This is a genomic window from Psychrobacter sp. (assembly GCF_036731945.1).
In the GTDB taxonomy this organism is placed as follows: domain Bacteria; phylum Pseudomonadota; class Gammaproteobacteria; order Pseudomonadales; family Moraxellaceae; genus Psychrobacter.
The window spans coordinates 1,429-1,980 of record NZ_DAINDI010000130.1; the positions used below are offsets into that span (position 1 = coordinate 1,429).

At 40.8% G+C, this 552-nt stretch carries 1 protein-coding gene; it reads right to left on the minus strand.

The window, feature by feature from the left end; all coding sequences use genetic code 11:
• The coding region (locus tag V7D75_RS14625; RefSeq protein WP_442968977.1) for a bifunctional hydroxymethylpyrimidine kinase/phosphomethylpyrimidine kinase at positions 1 to 202 on the minus strand (202 nt) is incomplete at its 3' end.
• Between the last annotated feature and the right edge of the window lie 350 nt (positions 203 to 552).

The following is a 552-nucleotide window of genomic DNA, read 5'->3' on the forward strand; positions in this document are numbered from 1 at the left end:
CGAGCACGGTGGTCGCCTGCGCTGCTACCAAATCAGCAGTACAAGCCTCAAAACCAAATACCTGCTGCGAGTTCTGAATGGTGATTGCCGTACAAGCGATGGCGGCATGGGCACCTGCTTGACCGACTGCCTCGATATCCGCTTGTAATCCAGCACCACCTGACGGATCCAATCCTGAAAAACACAGTACTACCGGTCGCATAACCCTTCCTTTTATTTGTCCTATAATGAATGATAAATACTATAGCCACCCATGGCTCAAAAAGCCATAGCTAGCAGATTTTGGTAAATACAATCAGTGAAAAGTAATATCAATATATCTGCTGATACCAATTTTTCTTGCTTGCTGTGCCTGCACAGACAGAGGCTACAAAAAATTGATATCAGCAATCCCGTAGCGATTTTGGGATATTTTGACTATAAGTAATAAAACCTAAAAATTCTGAAACTCACCGCTAAATGAGATATTCCTTATGACTAGAGAATGATAAAACCATTTAAATTAATAATTATGACAAAAGCAGCATTAAATCTGTAGACAAGGCTTGCAAT